The organism is Vibrio sp. Y176, assembly GCF_033438945.1.
This window is the reverse complement of sequence record NZ_JAWOQS010001134.1, coordinates 1-527: the sequence shown is the minus strand read 5'-3', so window position 1 is coordinate 527 and position 527 is coordinate 1. Positions and strand designations below refer to the sequence as shown.

1 protein-coding gene is annotated in these 527 nt (G+C 41.7%); it reads left to right on the top strand.

The window, feature by feature from the left end; genetic code table 11:
• Positions 1-527, top strand: a 527-nt coding sequence (locus R7O13_RS30610) for an RHS repeat domain-containing protein (protein ID WP_412125757.1), incomplete at both ends; no start/stop codon positions are given.

The window sequence follows — 527 nt, the reverse complement described above, 5'->3', positions numbered from 1 at the left end:
ACTATACGTTAGGTGGAAGACTGACTTTAGCCTCTAATCGTCATCAAACTCTACAGTATCAATATTCCTCATTTGGACATTTAACTAAGCGTATTCAAGGTCAATTTGAAATCGGTGAAGAGTTTAACCGAGTCGGACAGCGTGTTTCGCAAACCTTACCTGACAAGACGTCACTTAACTTTTCATACGACACCAATGGTAGGCTTTCCGAAATCCGGTTTAGCGATGACTCATTACCAAAAATTGAGTTCCAATATGATGTTATGGGGAGGCTTTCTGTCACTGAAACTGAGAGTTTCAAAGAGCGCAAGCTTTCTGACGGTGTCGGTCGATTAGTCGAGCAGCAATGGTCAGGTAGAGAAAAAAAATACATATACAATGCACAGAACCGAATCTCTTCAATTTTAGATAATACTGCAGGGGCAACTCACTATCAGTACGATACCCTCGGGTACGTTACAAAGGTTAGTGAAGCGGGTTCGACTTCAACATTTGAATCAGATAGCTTTGGAAATCCCGCTTTGGCT